This is a genomic window from Photobacterium marinum (assembly GCF_000331515.1).
GTDB lineage: Bacteria > Pseudomonadota > Gammaproteobacteria > Enterobacterales > Vibrionaceae > Photobacterium > Photobacterium marinum.
Map to the genome: position 1 here is coordinate 45,780 of NZ_AMZO01000020.1, position 18,186 is coordinate 63,965.

Consider the following 18,186-nt stretch of genomic DNA (forward strand, 5'->3'; position numbering starts at 1 on the left):
GTTTAATTACGCTCATGCTTACGGCATCACCTTGCCAGGCCGGTCATATCGATTTGTGTTGCTGATGTGCTTAAAGCACTATTAATTACCCACGGCGCTAACAATACGAATTTGTTTTTCATCAGGCACTTCCTGGTAAGAAAGTACGCGCAGTGTCGGAATCGTGTTTTTGACAAACTTAGCAAGCGTTGACCGTAATACACCGGAAGTCAGTAGTACGGCAGGCTCCCCTTTCAGCTCTTGCTGCTGAGTGGCCTCGGTCAATGAACGCTGCAGGCGCTCTGCCAATCCAGGTTCAATACCGGAAGATTCACCTCCGGCCGCCTGCATAGTTTTATGCAATAACTGTTCCAATTCAGGCACCAATGTTATTACTGGTAACTCCGGCTCTATGCCATTGATTTCCTGACAAATCAGGCGCTTCAATCCAATTCGGGCAGCGGCAGTCAGGATGTCAGGATCTTGACTCTTCGAGGAGTATTCAGACAACGTCTGTACAATTGTCCTAATATCACGGATTGGAATACCTTCATGCAGCAGGTTCTGTAGCACTTTCACCACCACACCCAGTGACAGCTGATCAGGAACAAACGCCTCAACCAGTTTCGGTGTCGTCTGGCCAAGCATCTCAAGCAGGTTCTGCACTTCTTCATGCCCAAGCAGCTGCGATGCGTTATTGGTCAGCAGCTGACTCAAGTGCGTTGCCAGTACTGTCGCAGAATCAACTACGGTATAACCCAGCGCCTGAGCATGTTCACGCTGCGATTCCATAATCCACACAGCATCAAGACCAAAGGCTGGATCTGTTGTCGCTTCACCATCAATTGAGCCAAACACCTGCCCCGGGTTAATCGCCAGCTCCATATTTGGATGGATATTCGCTTCACCGCAGGCAACTCCCATCAGGCTTATACGATAAGTATTCGGCGGTAACTCCAGATTGTCACGAATATGGACCGGCGGAATAAGGAAACCAAAGTCCTGGGAAAGCTTCTTACGCACACCCTTAACTCGCTCAAGCAACTCACCGCCTTGCTCTTTATCTACCATCGGTATTAGACGATAACCGACCTCAAGTCCAATAATATCAACAGGCTGGACATCATCCCAGGACAACTCTTTCTGACTAGGCTGAACAGCAAGTTCTGTTGACGGCTCTTCGGCTTCGGCCTCCGCAGCGGCTTTTTCTCGCTTCATACGCCAGTATGCAATCCCGCCGATTGAAGCGGCCAGCAGCAGAAACGGAATATGCGGCATGCCCGGCACAATTCCCATCACAAACAGGATCACACCAGTGATAATCAAGGCCTGAGGATTATTGAACATCTGGAAGATCATCTGCTGGCCCATATCCTCGTCAGTATTTTGACGAGTCACCATCATGGCAGCGGCAATAGACAGTAATAATGACGGGATCTGAGCAACCAGACCATCACCGATAGTCAGCAGACTGTAGATTTCGATGGCTTCACCAAATCCCAGGTTATGCTGGCCCATACCAATGACCAGACCACCGATGATGTTAATACAGAGGATCATGATACCGGCGATCGCATCACCTTTTACGAACTTAGAGGCACCATCCATTGAACCGTAGAAGTCGGCTTCCTTGGTTACTTCAAAACGACGGGTTCGCGCCTGTTCCTGGTCAATCAGGCCGGCATTGAGGTCGGCATCAATCGCCATCTGCTTACCCGGCAAGGCATCCAAGGTGAAGCGCGCACTTACTTCCGAGATACGGCCTGCACCTTTGGTAACAACCATGAAGTTAATAATCATCAGGATCAGGAACACTACCAGACCAACGGCATAGTTACCGCCAATCACCACCGAACCGAACGCGTCAATAACCTGACCGGCAGCATCAGAACCTTCATGACCATAAAGTAATACCACACGGGTAGAAGCAACGTTCAGCGCAAGGCGTAAAAGGGTCGCTATTAACAGGACGGTCGGGAATGCAGCAAAATCGAGCGGGCGGCGGGTATAAACGGTAACCAACAGTACCACCAGCGCCAGCGCGATATTGAAAGAGAACGCCATATCCAGCAATAACGGCGGCATCGGCAACACCACCATAGCCAGGGTTGCCAGAACCATGACAGGAGCGCCGAGAGATGGCATAGACTGTAAGCGAGAAAGCGGCAGCTTATCCGCAAATGGTATCGAAAGCTTCATTCAATTAATTATTGTCGAGGTAGTTGTTCAGTTTGGTTATACCAATGGAAGTACCGGGCATTTTAGCCCTTTCGCCTCCAAACAGGAACCTTCGTAGCAATAATCGTTCCTCTTGTGACGCCATGTTTTTGACACCACAAGCTAATTACTCAAAAGCAGATGTAGAGAAGTTAGTAACGTAACTCTTGCGGAATATTGCCAGCTTCTTTCGACAATGTCGGCTTCTGCCCACGACCTTTGCGGTATTGCTTTAATTGGAAGATATATGCCAGCACCTGTGCCACTGCGGTAAACAGACCGTCAGGGATCTGCTGTTCCAGCTCAGTGGTATGGTACAGAGCACGAGCCAATGGCGGAGCCGGAACAATATCAATCTCATGCTTATTGGCAATTTCACGAATCTTAAGTGCGATATGATCAACCCCTTTAGCGATAACAATCGGTGCAGAGTCAATTTTCGGATCATAACGCAAGGCTACTGAGAAATGCTCCGGGTTGGTAATCACAACATCGGCCTGGGGAACATCAGCCATCATTCGACGCTGAGCCATTTCACGCTGCAACATACGGATCCGCCCTTTTACCTCAGGCTTACCTTCCGTATCTTTGAATTCGTCCTTCACTTCCTGCTTGGTCATCTTCAACTGTTCGTTGTGTTGCCAGATCTGATAAGGCACATCAATCGCCACAACAATAAGCAAAGAACAACAGATCAACAGGATAAAACCAGACAGAATATCCAAGGCATGAAACAGGTTCTGCGGGTAAATTTCGACACTGAGCTGGAAAAAATCTTCCAGGCTGGCCCGCATCAGGTAAAACGCAACACCAGCCACCAGTGAAACTTTCAGGATCGATTTAATTAGTTCGACAATACTCTGCTTGCCGAACATACGCTTAATTCCACTGGCCGGATTTATTTTAGAAAATTTAGGACTGGCAGCCTCAACCGAAAAACTGATCCCCCCGAGTCCGACGGCCCCGATAATCGCTGCCAGATACAAAAACGCCAGCACGATTAACAGCGGCAACATGATATGCCAGACTGAGGACGTAATAACTGAAAACAGTTTGTTAAGATCAAATATCTCTTCGCGGGTCAGCGAAAACATATTCATCATAACTTCAGCCAACCCTTTACCCAGGGTTTCACCAAACCACATCAAGCTGACAGCACCTGCCACCAGCACAACAACGGAAGCTAATTCTCTTGAGCGCGGTACTTGCCCCTTTTCCCGCGCCTGCTGAAGCCTTCGGGGCGTGGCGTCTTCAGTACGTTCCTGACCGTCAGCTTCTGACATATCAGCAATCCACCCTAATCAAACTACAAATCTGGCTAAATCCGATATCCCAGTTGTATTCGTACTGGGGAACCATAGCCGCAACCAAGAACCAGCTAATCACCAGTCCCAGCAACAAAGCAAAAGAAAAGCCCAGAGAGAAAATATTCAGCTGCGGTGCCGCACGGGTCATCACGCCGAATGACAGGTTCACTGTCAACAAGGCAATAATTCCGGCCAGAGCCATATTCAGGCCTGCTTTAAACATGTGACCAAACCAGCCTGCCAGCTGATGATAATCCACCTGCTGAAACATCGCCTCACCGATAGGCAAGGTTTTAAAGCTCATCACCACCATATTAAGCATGGTCAAATGACCGTCAGTGGCAAGAAACAGCATGATGGCCAAAAACAGGTAAAACTGACCCAGTACCGGAGTATTCTGACCGTTAGCCGGATCGACCATAGAGGCAAAACCCAAACTCGACTGCATACCCAAAATCTGGCCTAACAAAACAAAGGTCTGAGTGACGAATTGAGTCACCAGTCCCATCGAAATACCGATAATGACCTGCTGGGCAGTGATCAGGAAACCACCGACAGATAAAATTTCATACTGCTGCGGTACCTGAGGCAGCACCGGCATAACCGCAAACGTAATAGTCAGAGAAAGGTAGAAGCGGATCCGAGCCGACACAAAACGAGCACCGAAAAAGGTCATCACCATCAGCATCGATGAGATACGGGTCAGCGGCCAAAAGTAATTGGCAATCCACTCCAGTAATAGGGCTGACGGGTATGACATGAGCTTACTCTCTGATTTCAATAAACAGCGCTAATAGAGCAACTGCGGGATCTGCTCAATAATGCGATAGAAATAATCCATCAGCATCTGAGTCATCATGTGGCCGAAAAACATCAGAGCCAACAAGGTGACAATCAAACGAGGCAGGAAACTCAACGTCTGCTCATTGATAGAGGTTGCTGCCTGGAAAATCGCAACAACCAGACCAATCAATAAGCCCGGCACAACAATGGCACACACCATTAGCAGTACCATGTAGAGGGCATCCTGGAAAATTTCGACAAACGCTTCAGGTGTCATAGCAATTCCCCTTCAGCACTACGAGCCGAAACTGCCGGCCAACGTCGACAGGATCAGGTTCCATCCATCAACCAATACGAACAGCATCAGCTTAAACGGCAAAGAAACAATCATTGGCGAAAGCATCATCATACCCATCGCCATCAAAACCGAAGCCACAACGAGGTCAATAACCAGGAATGGCAGGAACAACATGAAACCAATCTGGAATGCGGTTTTCAGCTCAGAGGTAATGAAAGCAGGGATCAGTACTGTCATCGGTACTTCCTGCGGATCAGTCGCATCGGAACCGGACATATTAACGAAGCTTTCCAAGTCCTTAACCCTGGTCTGCTTTAGCATGAACTGTCGTAACGGTAGCTGGGCTGCTTCCAATGCCTTCGGGGCTGTCATCTGCTCATTCAGGTAGGGCTGAACCGCTTCATTATTAATCCGGTCAATGACCGGGGACATAATGAAAAAGGTTAAGAACATCGCAATACCGATGATGACCTGATTCGATGGCGTCTGTTGCAAACCCATTGCCTGACGCAGAATCGACATCACCACCACAATTCGGGTAAAGGATGTCATCAGGATCACAATCGCAGGCAGGAAACCGAGCGCTGTCATTAACGCCAGGATCTGCAATGTCACCGAGTAGTCTTCACTACCATCCGGGTTCACTGTCACCGAAAAAGCAGGGATCCCCCCCTTTCCTCCGGTGGTCATCAAGCGTGTCGCTCCTGATTCATTCTGCATTTCACTGACAGTAACACTACTGCCTGCAGCCGAAGATAAGCCAGGATCTGCCGTTTCAGCCATCGCCGGGAAAGTCAGTAAGATGCTAAAAACCGCCAGGACGGCGGCAAAGAAACTATTTCTTATCATTCTTTTTCAGTAATTTGTTCAAGTGTGCGGCAAACTCACCGCCACTTTGAGTCTCTTCCATGGACAACGGCTGCTCAAGCTTACTCAGCAAGGAAATATTTTGCTGAGTCACCCCTACTAAAAGCTGTTCATCTCCGACCTGTAGCAACACAATCCTCTCACGCTGACCAACTGGTAGCTGGCGGATGATTTTCATCGAACCGTCTGCGCCCTGAATACCCGGCAGCTTCATTCGCTTTAGCAACCAGGCAAGAAACAAGATCAGCAGGACTACCAAAATAAGTGCCGCCAACGTGGTAGCAATATTCATTTCATCAGCAGGAGCGGCCCATGCAGGCATACCAACCGTAGCCAGAACAAGTAAGGCTGAAAGGTTGTGCAAAAAACGAGTTTTCATGACCAACCTTAACGTAGCTTTTTAATTCGCTCAGTCTGGCTGATCACATCAGTCAGGCGAATACCAAACTTATCATTGACCACAACCACTTCACCGTGGGCAATCAGCGTACCGTTAACCATGACATCCAGCGACTCACCGGCCACCCGATCCAACTCAACAACCGAACCCTGGTTCAATTGCAGCAAATTACGAATGCTAATTTGAGAGCGGCCGACTTCCATTGAAATCGTCACCGGAATATCCAGAATCGTATCCAGCTTACGACGTTCGTCATCCGTAATAGGTGCACTGTCATCGGTAAGTTCTTCCAACGGCGCAGGCTGGACGCTTTCATCAATGGCTTGCTCTGCGAGTGCTGCTGCCCAATCGTCAGCAATTTGTTGATCATTTTGAGACATAAATTACACCTGTTAGTTAATCGTCATTATCGTCATGCAAGCCTAGCAATGCCGTTCCCAGTTCATCACGATCGAGGAAAGCCAGGTCAGTTTTCACCATATCCGGCCGCTTCAGTTTTTCAGTTATCTTCAGCGCCACATTATCGCCAGATTGACCCATCTTGGCCCGATAGGTCGGCAAGTCTTCAACAAAGACAGTAGCCGCTTCCGGCATATCAATCGGAATTACGTCTCCCGGACGCAGCTCCATCAAGTCACGTAGAGACAGCTCCGTATCCAGCAACTTAGCACGGATATTGACTGGCACATCCATGATCTCATCACGAAGCGCCTTACTCCAGCGCACGTCCGTATCCATCTTGTCACTCTGGACACCGGCATCCAACAGTTCGCGAATCGGTTCAACCATGGAATATGGCATCACCACATGGAAGTCACCACCACCACCGTCCACTTCAATATGGAAAGAGCTGACGACAATCACTTCTGTCGGGCTGACAATGTTTGCCATTGTCGGGTTTACTTCCGAGTCCAGATATTCAAACTCGACACCCATAACCGGCGACCAGGCTTCACGGTAATCTTCAAACACCAATTTCAACAACATCTGAACAATACGACGCTCAGTCGGGGTAAATTCACGACCCTCGATCTTGGCGTGGAACCGGCCGTCACCGCCGAAGAAGTTTTCTACCAGAATGAAGACCAATCGAGCTTCCATTGTGATCAGCGCCGTACCTTTGAGCGGGCGGAAACGTACCATGTTCAAACTGGTCGGAACATAAAGCGTATTCTGGTACTCCCCGAACTTAATCATCTGCACGCCGTTAATCGACACTTCCGCCGTTTTACGAAGCATGTTAAACAAGCTCACCCGCATATGGCGGGCAAAGCGTTCGTTAATTAGCTCAAGGGTGGGCATCCGCCCACGAACAATCCGGTCTTGCGATGAAAAGTCAAATTGGACGACCCCGGCACCACTCTCCTGGCCGGAATCCTCATCATCTTCGACATCATCGACACCATGTAACAGGGCATCGATTTCGTCTTGGGTCAGTAAGTCACTCACATTAAGCCTATTGCATTACAAAACCAGTAAAGAGCACGCGCTCAACGACTTTCTGGCCGGACACTTTATTCAAAGCATCCTGTACCGCAGACAATGCCTGCTTGCTTAGTTCGGTTCGGCCATTCATCGTTCTCAGCTGCTCAACCGTCGCAGCACCAAATGTTTGCAGCAAAGTACTTTCAATCAGAGGAATGTGCTGTTTAGCTGTCGACTCATTGCTATCACCACGCACCATCAGCTGCACTTTTACCTGAACAAGGCGATCACGTTTATCACCTGTCACATTAAAGATAAATGGCTGTGGCAGAATCACATAGTATGCTGGCTCAAGTTTTGCCGGTTCTGCGGTCTCCACCGCCTCTGCGACCTCCTCATCTGACGAGGAGCTGTCTCCCATCATAAACCATGCGCCAGCACCACCACCTATCAACAGCACTAGGACTACAGCGATGATAATAAAAAGTTTTTTCTTTCCGCCTGAATTTTCTGCGCCCTCAGCCATAAACGTATGTTCCTTTCTTTATTGTTGTAGACAATCGAGGTTGAGCCATTGTCTTTATGCGTAATAATCGACGCGGTCAGATGACTGACTTACGTACATATCTAAAGGTTCAGCATTGCCGGTTCCTGAGTCACCATGACGGGATGAACCTCCACCTTGCTGACCACCGTTACCACTCTGCTGCCCCTGGGCATCCTGATTTGACTGCCCGGCAAACTGCTGCCTTGAATTATCCTGTTGTACTGAACTCTGGGCAAGCTGCAATCCCTGCTGGCTTAACAATTCCCGCAGTCTAGGCATCGCATGTTCGACTAAATCACGAGTCTGCTGGTTCCCAACGGTAAACTGCACCGAAGCCTGATCCTGATTCAATGACAACTTAATCTGTAACTTACCAAGCTCCGGTGGATCAAGGCGAATATCAACGTGCTTCAAATTTTTTGACATCATCATCTGCAACCGCTCAGCCAACTGATCCCCGGCCTGCTCCTTACTCAGTTGCAACGGACTCTGTGCCTGAGCAGCCTGAGCGGCTTCAGCTTTGGCGGCTTGTGCGTGAGATGTCGTCAGTCCAGAGACGGAATGCTGCAATTCTGCTTTTGCGTCAGTAGCACCGTTATCAGGCGCTGCCGTATCAACAGCGGCAGCAAGTGCCGCCGTACCTGCTGCCATACCGTTCGCAGCGGCTTCACCATCAACAGCTGCGCCTTCTGCTGCCATCATTCCCGCCGTCAACGCATTCATTGCCTGAGATTGAACCGCCTGGTTCTGTGCAGCAGCTTGAGCCTGAGTTAAAGGTGCTCCCAATGGAGTAGCAGCCGCCTCACCCAATACAGAACCGGAAACTGGATTTGCAGCCTGCTGAGTTCCTGTAGCAAAAACACTATCGAGTTTGGCTTTCAAGTCTACTGGGATATCCGCGGATGCCTGAGTTCCGGCGCTCAACTCAGCGGACTTTACTTCAGCCAGTTTTGAGCCGGCTTGCATCGCATCACCAGGCTGCTGCATATTTTTAACTTCAGCTGCAACCGCCGCAGCCGTTGAGCCCAAGGCAAAGGCCGGTTCGGCATCACTTCCTTCACCGCTGTCAGCTGCGCTTTGTTCAGCAAGCCCAGCCTGAACATCAGTATTCTCAGCACTGCCATCCTGGTTTACCGCAGCCTGTCCAGCTAAAGGAGCTGCAAACACTTGAGCCAGTTGTTCCTGACTTAAACCTTCAACCTGCTCGTCAGTATACTCACCGTCCATTTCAACACTGGTCAATTTACCAGTTTTTAATTCAGGCTCGGCTTTTACTGCCTGTTTTGTTTGTCCTTGCAAAGTCAAATTTTGCACCAGCCCGGACTCTGAAACTGCCTGCGGCAATTCTTTGCCTTCCTGAGATGCGGCAGCCTGTTGCGTCAATTGTTTGTTCGATGCTGAAAGGCGGTTAAGCAGCTCTTCACCATCATTCATTATCTTTTGCTTTTTTCCTGAATCAAGCTCAGATATCTCTTCATCTGTCTGGCTGGCGGAGTTCTGTCCATTCTGCTCATCAAGAAGCTGGGCTGATACTTTTTCACCCTTTTCATTCAAACGCTTACCAGTTTCAGCATCTTCAACATGCGCTTCAGATTCCGGAGGTGCAGACTTATCGACAACCTTAGAATCCGATGTCGGACCCTTTTCCTTCACATCATCGGCTTGAGCTTGTGATTTATGCTTAACCTTTTGTTCTTCATCGACTTTATTAGCATCCTGCTTATTGTCTACCGATTTTCTGTCGACTTTTTTATCACTGTTTGATGCCGACTGAAGCTCTTTGTCAAAGCGGTCTTCACTTCTGCTGTTATTTCGGTCGATAGATGAATCGATACTTTCAGAAGAAGAGGCAGGAGTGGCTTTAGCACTTCCGGTTTGAGCGGGAGCCGGAGATGCTGGCTTTGCTGACAATAAACTGGATGAAAACATAAAGGCTCTTCACATGTTGAATACGATTAGAACAACGAATGCAAAAAACGTACCATACAATATATTATCTTAGGCTACCGGCGAGCCTGGCGGGCAAACTGCAGAGTAGCAAACTCATCCATCATTTTTTGCTCCTGCTTATCAAGCCGGGCCTGGCGCTCAGCCTGTTTCTTCTCCAGAAGCCATTCTATCGACTGGCGCTTCTTACGCATTTCATTCCAATATTCGCTGCACTTCTCGACCTGCTCTTCAAACTGCGCACCGGCGGCTTTCTGCTTAGCCAGCGTTTCATCAAGGGAGCCGAGGAATTGCTGAAGGTGACTATAAGAACTGGCCGTCAGACCATCCAGTCCGCGAGCTGTCAACTGCTTACAGTAATCCAGGCGATATTGCTCAATTTGTTGTAACTGCTGATAATAGTTATCCAGTTCGATCCTGGCATTATTCAAGGCAAGGGATGCTTTATGTTCGTCATCTTTGGCCCGCTCTAAAATCAGCTCCAATGCACTGTCTGACATTCTTAATTACCACTCAACACTGAACGCAGCATGTTGACACACATGTCATACGGTACAGATTCTTTCATCGACTGTTGCAGGAAAGCATCCAGCTTAGGTTTAAGGTTAAAGGCCTGATCAATATTCGGATCTGTTCCCGGTTTATATGCACCGATCGATACCAGATCTTGGTTCTTACGGCAGATCGACAACAACTGACGAACCGCCTTAGACATCAGCATATGTTCTTCACTGACAATCGCCGGCATTACACGACTGACAGAACGCTCAACATCAATCGCCGGATAGTGACCGGCATCCGCCATTTCACGGGAGAGTACAATGTGTCCGTCAAGAATTGCCCGCGATGCATCAGCAATCGGATCCTGAAGATCATCACCTTCGGTCAGAACGGTGAAAAAAGCGGTAATCGAACCCTGGTGCTCTCCCCCGTTACCGGCACGTTCCACCAGAGCCGGTAGTTTAGCGAATACAGACGGCGGGTAGCCTTTAGTTGCCGGCGGCTCACCCACCGACAGAGCAATTTCACGCTGGGCCTGAGCAAATCGGGTAAGTGAATCCATTAACAGCAGCACATCCAGCCCCTGATCACGGAAATATTCAGCAATAGTCAGAGATGTCTGACAGCCTTTCAGGCGCATCAACGGCGAGGCATCAGCCGGTGCTGCCACAACCACCGCGCGTTTACGGCCTTCTTCACCAAGGATCTCATCAATGAATTCTTTAACTTCTCGGCCACGCTCACCAATCAGGCCAACCACAACCACCTGTGCTGTAGTACCACGGGTCATCATGCCCAGTGTCACCGATTTACCGACACCTGAACCGGCAAACAAACCGATACGCTGACCTTTACCGACAGTCAGGCAGCCGTTAATGGCTTTAAGGCCAACATCGAGGGGTTCTTTGATAGGCTTTCGCGCCAGAGGGTTGATAGCATCAGCATTGAAAGAGGCACGGTTAGCAGTATAAATCTCACCAAGTCCGTCAAGCGGGTTACCACAACCATCAATCACCCGGCCTAACAATTCCATTCCGACCGGCAAGCCACTGTCCTGCAACATTGGCGTCACTTTCGCACCGGGCATGATCCCTGTGACCGACTCACTCGGCATCAAAAACAGAGTATCTCCGGAAAAACCAATGACCTCTGCTTCAATATCACCGTTTATGGTTTCAACTTTACACTGACTGCCTACAGGCGCACGGCAACCAACCGCTTCAATGGTCAGGCCGACAACCCGAACCAGGCGTCCAGAAGCGACCGGGCGGGTCGCCAGATTTTGGGTTTGGTAACGAGAAAGGCGCTCAGCCAGAGAGGATGACATTACTGCCCTCCATTCATCTGCTGACTGTTCACCCCGTTGAATTGATTAAGCAAATGACGAATACGATCTTCCACCATGTAATCGATACTGGAATCGCCGGATTGAACCTGCAAGTCACCACGATTCAGTGACGGCTCAGCTTGAAGGCTCCACTTACGCTCACTCAGGTTTTCTTCACCGTATGCCTGTTTAACGAGCTCTAAATCTTCCGGATGAAGATGGACTTGTACCTGACGGTCTACAATTGGCAGCGCACCGATGACTTCACGAATCGTGTTCAAAATCACCTGTGGATTTGTCTGAACTTCAACCCGGATAAGTTCCCGAGCTAAACTGGTCACCATGTTCAGCACTTGATTTTCCACATCACTGTCAAGCTGCTGCTGCGGCGTTGCCAGCTTATCAATCAGCGCTGTAAGGTGAGCAACGTGCTCGTTAATCTGAACCTGTCCCTGTTCCAGCCCTTGCTGTAGCCCCTGCTCCAGACCTTCCTGCTGACCAGCTTCCAGCCCTTCTGTCTTGCCAGCTTCAAAGCCTTCGGCATGACCGGCTGCGATACCTTCTACACGGCCTTCTTCATAAGCAGAATGACGAATATCTTCCAGATCAGCTGCCGTCAACGGCGGCGGGCCCAGTTCTTCCTCTTCTTCTGGAAGTTCAGGCTGCCATTGCGGATCATAATTTATTGCATTGTCGGTCGGAGCGCTGTGGTCATCGGCATAATCCGGATAAGCCCAGCGTTCCAGCTCCTGCGCCTGATGCTCAGTTACGCGCAGGAACCCACGACGACGTTCAAAAGACATAGTTTGTCCCTAGTGCGCAGCTCTTTGTATTAAGGGCAACATTACAAGAATTCATCAGCACCACCTCCGGACAACATCAATTCACCGGCATCAGACAGGCGACGAGCAATGGACAGGATCTCTTTCTGTGCAGCTTCAACATCAGCAACACGAATTGGTCCCATTGCCTCAAGATCATCCTGCAACATTTCTGCCGCACGCTTAGACATGTTACGCAGAATCTTGTCACGCAGCATATCGTCGGCACCTTTGAGAGCTTTCTGCAACTGTTCCTGAGGTACGTCACGCAGCAAGGTCTGAATACCGCGATCGTCGACTTCAGCCAAGTTGTCGAATACGAACATCAGATCTTCAATCTGAGCAGCCATATCTTCATCGTTTTCACGGATCTGATCCATCAACAGACCTTCAACATTGTTGTCGAGGTAGTTCATGATTTCTGCAGCAGCCTTAGTACCACCAATCTTCGCAGCCTGAGCACCAGCCTGACCAGCAAACTGTTTCTCCATGATGTCATTCAATTCATGAAGTGCGGCCGGCTGAACTTCTTCAAGGTTGGCGATACGCATCATAAGGTCAAGACGGACACGTTCCGGGAACTGGGACAGAATTTCTGCCGACTGCTCAGGTTCCAGATAAGACAGTACGATCGTCTGGATCTGTGGGTGTTCGTTAAGAATAATGCTAGCCACCTGACGCGGATCCATCCATTTCAGTGAATCCAGGCCGCGGGAGCCACTACCCATAAGGATCTGGTCAACCAGGTTGTTCGCCTTATCTTCACCCAGCGCAGCAACCAGAGCATTTCGAACAAAGTCTTCACTCCCCATACCGATGCTGGTGTATTTCTGGATATCTTCCAGAAAGTGGCGGTGAACAGCCGCTACTTTCTCCTGACTCAAATCCGCCATCGAGGCCATCATTCCACCGACACGCTGAACTTGCTTCGGCTCCAGGTGACGAATAATACTGGCCGCATCCTGCTCACTGAGGCTAAGCAGCAAAATCGCTGCTTTATCAGCCCCGGTCAGTGTCGAGACATCAAACTTTTTCTCTTCTGTGGTTGCGACTTCGTTAGCCATCTTCACTCACCCAATTCTTAACAACTTGTGCGGCCAGATCCGGTTCATTCGCAACCAGAGCCCTGACAGCTTTCAACAGGTCTTCATCTTTATGCAAATTCGGTAGATTCAGGCTGCTACTACTCAATTCGAGGACATCCGCACCATCAAGCTCGGCACCAATCAAATCAATATCATCATCACTGCTCGCTAGGATTGGCATACCATTTTCATCCAGCGGCGTGCCATCGGAAGCCTGATTTGGATAAAGTAGTTTACGCATTGCCGGACGAACCATAACAATCATGATAACAATAATCACCAATGCAGCTGCCAGCCAACGGATCCATGTATTAAAGTTCGGATGCTCCCAAATTGGCAGATCCGCTATCTGTTCTTCTTCCGGTACAGCGAACGGTACAGAAATCACTTCTAGCATATCGCCACGCAGATCAGAGAAACCGACCCCTCCTTTCAGCAGGCGGCTGATTTTTGCCAGCTCAGCTTCACTGACCGGAACACGGGTGATTTCACCGGTTTCGGGATTGACAACCTGCTTGTAATCAATCGCAACCGATACCGTCTGACGACTTATGATACCAGTCTGCGCACGCTTATGACGGATCTTGGTGTCCAACTCAAAATTACGGGTTGATTCACGGTGCACCGAGCCATTGTTAGAACCTTTGCCTGACTGCAATTCAGCAATATCCTGCGGGATGGAAGAATCGGCCGGCGGCTGATTACTCAGCGCTCCAGGAATACCAGCGACAATGTTGCCATTGTTGTAGTCTTCCAACGTATATTCACTTCGGGTTGAAGGAGTAGACGGGTCATATTGCTTCTGCGTCTCTTCAATTGCGCTGAAGTCCATCGTCACATCAACCTGGGAGGTATAATTACCTAGCCCCAGAACAGGGATCAGGATAGCGTCAATTTTCTCTCGCAGTGCCTGCTCCTGTTTACGTTCAAGCTCATATTCCTTACGCTGTGCGGTCGCGGCAGGATCTTCTGTGCCCGAACTCAGCAGACGTCCATGCTGATCAGTTACAGTTACGCGGGTCGGCTTCAAACCTGGAACGGCCGTGGCCACCATATCAACTATCGAGTCAACCTCTTGCTGCCCCAGAGAACCATTGCCACCCAAAGTCAAAAATACGGTGGCTGATGCTTCTTGATTGTGACGAACAAACACGCTCTGCTTTGGCATCGCCAGCAAAACCTGTGCTTTACGCACCTGACGGATTTGTTCGATCGCCCTTGCCAGCTGACGCTCACGGCTCAGCTTCAGACGCTCGCGCTCAAGACGCTGGGATACGCCGAACCCCATGTCTTTAAGCAGAATATCATCCCCTTCCTGAACCGTACTGTTCAAGCCGGCACGGGTCATTTCGAGCTTTATAGATGAAAATGTATCGGCGGGAACACGAATCGTATTGCCATCCAGGGTGTACTCGATTTTTTTCTGATCGAAGTGATCAAGAATAGGGATAAGTTCTTCTGTCTCAAAGGTGCCAAGTGGTCGCATCTCCGGCTCACGTAACCAGAAAACTACCAGTACAATCAATGCCACACAGATCGCAACAGAAAGCACCAAAATGACCTGGCGCAGCAAATCAAGGTTACCCAGCATGCTGTCGACACGCGTGGCACTTTTCTCTTCTGTATCAGGATCCTGCAATTCAAGCTCGGTATCGGAAACAACCGGAGCAGGAGCATTACCAGCAACAGCTAACTCATTGTTTGAAGATGGTTCAGACACTGATTAATTCCCGAATTAAACTGGCATGTTCATTAGTTCTTTATACGCTTCTACCAGCTTGTTGCGGACCTGTACGGTCGCTTCAAATGCAACACTGGACTTGTTACGAGCAATCATCACATCTGACAGGGATACGTTACGATCCCCCTCATCAAAACGTGTTGCCAGTTCACCCGATGCAGACTGAAGATTATTTACTGTTTTAATGGCATCGCCCAGAACAGCACCAAAATCGGCACTGACCTGTTGGCTGGTTGCCGGACGGTTTGTACTCTGGGCTTCCAGCTTCATCGCCTGCAATTCGGCTTGTAGTCCGTTGACTTTCATAACTCTTCCCCGCACAGTCAAAAGATTGTCACTTAAATCAAAATAGTGACGTTTTTATTCGTTTGAGATACTTTTCTACTGTTTCCTGCAAGCTTAACGCCAAGTCGGCTTAAAATGCCAATAAAATAGAATTCTCACCCTAAACCGGGATCTCTATCCCGGCGTCACGCATTTTCGCCAGTTTATAGCGAAGGGTTCGCGGACTGATCCCCAGTTTTTCGGCGACATCTTTTCGGCGCCCGTCGCAGGCTCGGATTGTCTCCAGGATAATCGCAAATTCCTGCTCTCGAAGCTCTCCCCCCAAACTTTCCGGTGTACCGGAAACCTGAACCGGTTCGAGATTCGGTACAGCGCTCGTTGATTCTACCGCGGTTTGCAAGCTTTGTGCATCCAGCCAGTCAAGTCCTTCCAGTAAAATATGCTCATTTTCAATATTACTGCCATCGCAAAGGATCAAGGCGCGCTGAATAACATTATCCAGTTCTCGCACATTACCTGGCCAGGCATATTGCTGTAACTTAAGTAATGCCGACTGACTGAATTTTGGCACCAGTAGTCCCTGCTTCACACAATGGCGCTCCGTCAGGTATGTTGCCAATGGAGCAATATCGCCTTTTCGCTCAGCCAAAGCAGGCCATACTAGCGGAAATACGTTAAGACGATAATATAAATCTTCGCGGAAGTGTCCTTCCGAAACATACTGTTTCAGATCCCGGTTACTGGTTGCCAACACCCGGACATCCAGTTTGATACTCTTACGGCTACCGAGGCGTTCTACTTCGCGCTCTTGAAGAACACGTAGAAGTTTTGCCTGGAGGTTCAGATCCATCTCACTGATTTCATCCAGCAAGATCGTGCCGCCCTGAGCTTGCTCGAATTTCCCCGGACAAGCCTGTACCGCACCGGTAAACGCCCCTTTTTCATAACCGAACAAGGTTGCTTCCAGCATGTTATCGGGAATCGCGGCACAGTTAATGGCAATGAAAGGACCTTCACTACGGTTTGAATGCTCATGGATATAGCGGGACATCACTTCTTTACCCGATCCGCTTGGCCCCAGAACCATTACGCTGGCATCAGTCTTAGCGACTTTTTCTGCCAGAGACAGCAATTTCAAAGATTTCTCGTCGGCAACAACCGCCCTGCCGGATTCATTTTTGACAGGTGCATAGCGGCTAACCATGTTCAGCAAAACTTCCGGCGCAAACGGCTTTGCCATATAGTCAATCGCGCCTTCTTTCATTGCCGATACCGCATCTTCGATATTGGCGTAAGCTGTCATTAACAGCACCGGTAATTTCGGCCAGTGCTGCTTAATACTGCGCAACAAACCCAGACCGTCCATTCCTGCCATCTGAACGTCGGAAACAACAATATCGACAGGTTCAGATTTCAGCAGCAACAGAGCCTGCTCGGCACTTTCGGCCTCCAACCACTGATAGCCAGCCAATGCCAAAGTATCAATCAGAGCTTCGCGTAGCCCTTCATCATCCTCAACAACCAGTACGCGGCTTTGATTCATCATAACTCTCCAATTGCTGCTTCGTTCTCGTTTTGGGCGGATTCAGGTATGGCGGCCTGAGTGTCAGCCAAAGGCAGTGAGATTGTAAAACACGCCCCCTGACCCGGCTCGGATTTCAAAGACAAGCGACCTTTATGGGCCGAGGCCACCATTTGTACCACAGCAAGACCGAGCCCGGTTCCCTGCTTTCTTGTCGTAAAAAATGGTTCCAGGATTTTGGCCTGCATCTCAGGCTCAATTCCGGGACCGTTATCCAGCACCGACAAATGGATGACACCATCTCGAAGCTGACAATTAACGGCAACTTTGCACTGCTTTCCAGCCATCTGCACGGCATTAGTGATCAGGTTGCCAATGGCACTTGCCAACGCATTAGCATTACCAAACACCTTCAGGCTTTCATCGTCACAGTCAATACTGAAATCGACTTGGTTAGAGACGATCATCGTCTCAACCATTCTTTCAAGCTCATTAAGCAGGCTTTCAAGCGTAAATAGCTCAACAACCTTATTGTCACCGCCTTTGGCAAACAGCAGCATATCATTGACTTGCTTTTCAAGATCATGAAGACGATCGACTAATTTAGCCTGAAAGCGGTCACGCGTCTGAGAATTCAGGTTCGGAGACGATAAATTCGAGGCATATAACATTGCGCTTGAAAGCGGTGTACGAACCTGATGAGCCAGTGACGCGACCATTTTACCCAATGATGACAATCGCTGCATTTCACTGATCCGTGATTGTAGCAATCGCGTTTCTGTCATATCAGTAATGAAAATCAATTGACCGCTGTCTGATGCCGAGATAGCTAATTTAACTTTGCGACCATTGCGTAGTGACACTTCATGGCCATCATCTTCCTGCGGAGAAAACGATCGTTGAATGACAGAAAACCATCGCTCGCCAACAAGCGGTTCACCAAGAAGGCGGTGAGCTTCAGGGTTGGCTTCGAAAACCTCACCTTTTGAGTCGAGAAAAATAACCCCTGAAGGCATCACATCCAGCGCCTGTTGGTAACGGCCAACCTGCTTAGTAAGGGAACCCAGCGGAGATACATTGTCGCCCATGAAACACCTGATCAGTTCGCAGAAAAGTCCTAATAAAGCACTTTCT

18 protein-coding genes are annotated in these 18,186 nt (G+C 49.2%); all 18 read right to left on the reverse strand.

What is annotated here, in order from left to right:
- Window positions 1-81: 81 nt before the first annotated feature.
- The 18 genes from flhA to C942_RS13415 all read right to left on the reverse strand — a co-directional run bounded on the left by flhA (window position 82) and on the right by C942_RS13415 (window position 18,140).
- Window positions 82-2,178, reverse strand: a complete 2,097-nt coding sequence (gene flhA / locus C942_RS13330) for a flagellar biosynthesis protein FlhA (protein ID WP_036800140.1) — start codon at window positions 2,176-2,178, stop codon at window positions 82-84.
- A gap of 170 nt (window positions 2,179-2,348) precedes the next feature.
- On the reverse strand, window positions 2,349-3,479 hold the full coding sequence (gene flhB, locus C942_RS13335) for a flagellar biosynthesis protein FlhB (RefSeq protein WP_007466481.1): 1,131 nt from the start codon (window positions 3,477-3,479) through the stop codon (window positions 2,349-2,351).
- A gap of 1 nt (window position 3,480) precedes the next feature.
- A complete protein-coding gene (gene fliR / locus C942_RS13340; protein ID WP_007466482.1) occupies window positions 3,481-4,263 on the reverse strand; it encodes a flagellar biosynthetic protein FliR in 783 nt (260 codons plus the stop codon).
- 30 nt (window positions 4,264-4,293) lie between these two features.
- A complete protein-coding gene (gene fliQ / locus C942_RS13345; protein WP_007466483.1) occupies window positions 4,294-4,563 on the reverse strand; it encodes a flagellar biosynthesis protein FliQ in 270 nt (89 codons plus the stop codon).
- An 18-nt stretch (window positions 4,564-4,581) separates the two neighbouring features.
- Window positions 4,582-5,433 (reverse strand): flagellar type III secretion system pore protein FliP, encoded by an 852-nt coding sequence (gene fliP / locus C942_RS13350; protein WP_007466484.1) that lies wholly within the window; start codon window positions 5,431-5,433, stop codon window positions 4,582-4,584.
- Window positions 5,420-5,830, reverse strand: a complete 411-nt coding sequence (fliO, locus tag C942_RS13355; protein ID WP_007466485.1) for a flagellar biosynthetic protein FliO — start codon at window positions 5,828-5,830, stop codon at window positions 5,420-5,422. Before fliO ends, fliP begins: the two co-directional genes overlap by 14 nt.
- An 8-nt stretch (window positions 5,831-5,838) precedes the next feature.
- Window positions 5,839-6,231: a flagellar motor switch protein FliN gene (fliN, locus tag C942_RS13360; protein ID WP_007466486.1), complete on the reverse strand. Its 393-nt coding sequence runs from the start codon at window positions 6,229-6,231 to the stop codon at window positions 5,839-5,841.
- 16 nt (window positions 6,232-6,247) lie between these two features.
- The gene (gene fliM / locus C942_RS13365) at window positions 6,248-7,300 is read right to left on the reverse strand and encodes a flagellar motor switch protein FliM (RefSeq protein ID WP_007466487.1); all 1,053 of its coding nucleotides are present in this window, start codon (window positions 7,298-7,300) and stop codon (window positions 6,248-6,250) included.
- A gap of 7 nt (window positions 7,301-7,307) precedes the next feature.
- Window positions 7,308-7,802, reverse strand: a complete 495-nt coding sequence (fliL, locus tag C942_RS13370) for a flagellar basal body-associated protein FliL (protein WP_007466488.1) — start codon at window positions 7,800-7,802, stop codon at window positions 7,308-7,310.
- 54 nt (window positions 7,803-7,856) lie between these two features.
- The gene (locus tag C942_RS13375; protein WP_007466489.1) at window positions 7,857-9,752 is read right to left on the reverse strand and encodes a flagellar hook-length control protein FliK; all 1,896 of its coding nucleotides are present in this window, start codon (window positions 9,750-9,752) and stop codon (window positions 7,857-7,859) included.
- A 74-nt stretch (window positions 9,753-9,826) separates the two neighbouring features.
- Window positions 9,827-10,270 carry a flagellar export protein FliJ gene (gene fliJ, locus C942_RS13380; protein ID WP_007466490.1) on the reverse strand — a complete coding sequence of 148 codons (444 nt, stop codon included), beginning with the start codon at window positions 10,268-10,270 and terminating at the stop codon, window positions 9,827-9,829.
- Between the two features lie 2 nt (window positions 10,271-10,272).
- On the reverse strand, window positions 10,273-11,598 hold the full coding sequence (gene fliI, locus C942_RS13385) for a flagellar protein export ATPase FliI (protein WP_007466491.1): 1,326 nt from the start codon (window positions 11,596-11,598) through the stop codon (window positions 10,273-10,275).
- Window positions 11,598-12,401: a flagellar assembly protein FliH gene (gene fliH, locus C942_RS13390; protein ID WP_007466492.1), complete on the reverse strand. Its 804-nt coding sequence runs from the start codon at window positions 12,399-12,401 to the stop codon at window positions 11,598-11,600. Before fliH ends, fliI begins: the two co-directional genes overlap by 1 nt.
- A 41-nt stretch (window positions 12,402-12,442) precedes the next feature.
- Window positions 12,443-13,483, reverse strand: a complete 1,041-nt coding sequence (gene fliG, locus C942_RS13395; RefSeq protein ID WP_007466493.1) for a flagellar motor switch protein FliG — start codon at window positions 13,481-13,483, stop codon at window positions 12,443-12,445.
- Complete coding sequence (gene fliF, locus C942_RS13400; protein WP_007466494.1) at window positions 13,476-15,224, reverse strand: flagellar basal-body MS-ring/collar protein FliF; 1,749 nt, start codon at window positions 15,222-15,224, stop codon at window positions 13,476-13,478. The genes fliG and fliF overlap by 8 nt, the downstream gene beginning before the upstream one ends.
- A 15-nt stretch (window positions 15,225-15,239) precedes the next feature.
- Window positions 15,240-15,551 carry a flagellar hook-basal body complex protein FliE gene (gene fliE, locus C942_RS13405; protein ID WP_007466495.1) on the reverse strand — a complete coding sequence of 104 codons (312 nt, stop codon included), beginning with the start codon at window positions 15,549-15,551 and terminating at the stop codon, window positions 15,240-15,242.
- A gap of 139 nt (window positions 15,552-15,690) precedes the next feature.
- Window positions 15,691-17,073 (reverse strand): sigma-54-dependent transcriptional regulator, encoded by a 1,383-nt coding sequence (locus tag C942_RS13410; RefSeq protein ID WP_036800144.1) that lies wholly within the window; start codon window positions 17,071-17,073, stop codon window positions 15,691-15,693.
- Window positions 17,073-18,140 (reverse strand): sensor histidine kinase, encoded by a 1,068-nt coding sequence (locus C942_RS13415; RefSeq protein WP_007466497.1) that lies wholly within the window; start codon window positions 18,138-18,140, stop codon window positions 17,073-17,075. Before C942_RS13415 ends, C942_RS13410 begins: the two co-directional genes overlap by 1 nt.
- Window positions 18,141-18,186: the final 46 nt, after the last annotated feature.